This window comes from Kitasatospora sp. NPDC057542 (genome assembly GCF_042801945.1).
Taxonomy (GTDB): Bacteria; Actinomycetota; Actinomycetes; order Streptomycetales; family Streptomycetaceae; genus Kitasatospora.
This window is the reverse complement of sequence record NZ_JBHVFE010000224.1, coordinates 1-887: the sequence shown is the minus strand read 5'-3', so window position 1 is coordinate 887 and position 887 is coordinate 1. Positions and strand designations below refer to the sequence as shown.

Annotated in this window: 1 protein-coding gene; it reads left to right on the top strand. The window is 76.1% G+C overall.

Translation table 11 applies throughout. The features are described 5' to 3' along the window. Nucleotides 1-808, top strand: an 808-nt coding sequence (locus ACFU7Y_RS25495) for an ALF repeat-containing protein (protein WP_380769766.1), incomplete at its 5' end; no start/stop codon positions are given. Nucleotides 809-887 lie beyond the last annotated feature (79 nt).

The window sequence follows — 887 nt, the reverse complement described above, 5'->3', positions numbered from 1 at the left end:
CGACCCGCAGACCGGCCCCGGGGTGCGCGAGGCGGCCGAGAAGGCCCTCAAGGGCGGCGCCGCCGAGCTGCGGCACTTCCTGACCGCCGAGCTGCCCAAGCTGCGCGGCGACGACAACCGGGTCAAGCTCTCCCAGCTCATGAACACCGGCGGCCCGGCCGTGCGCGAGGCGGCCGGCAAGGCGCTGGACGCCGGCACCGACGAGGCCGTCGAGGCCTTCCTCAACGGCGGCTTCGCCAAGGCCCAGTTCGAGGACGACCGGGTCGAGGTGCTGCGGGTCATCGCCGACCCGGCGACCGGCCCGTACACCGCCGCGGCCGCCCAGAAGGCCCTGGACGGCACCGCCGCCGACGTGCGGCGCTTCCTGACCACCGGACTGCCCGCGCTGCGCGCCAGCGACAACCGGGTCAAGGTCTCGCAGATCGCCGAGACCGGCGGCCCGGCGGTGCACAAGGCCGCCCTGGCCGCGCTGGAGGGCAGCGACGCGGACATCACGGCCTTCCTCAAGGAGGGCTGGGCCAAGGCCCGCGCCGAGGACGAAGCCGCGGCGGCCAAGCCCGGCAACGGCAACGGTACGGGCACCGACGGTTCCGGGCAGCAGCCGCAGACCGTCCAGCCCGCCGGCCTCACCGAGACCACCGACACCGGGACCACCACCACCCGTACGGGCACCGGCACCACCGGCTCCGGCGCGCTCGCCTCCACCGGCAGCGACGGGCTCGGCTGGGAGGCCGGCGGCGCCGCCGCGGCCCTCGCCGCGGGCGCGGCGCTGGTCGTGGCCGCCCGCCGCCGTTCCACCGAGAGCTGACCGCTACGAGCCCCATCTGGACGGGTTGTTCACCTACTGCCTGTCCGTGCTGTGCGAGCACGACGCGGCGGCCGTGGTC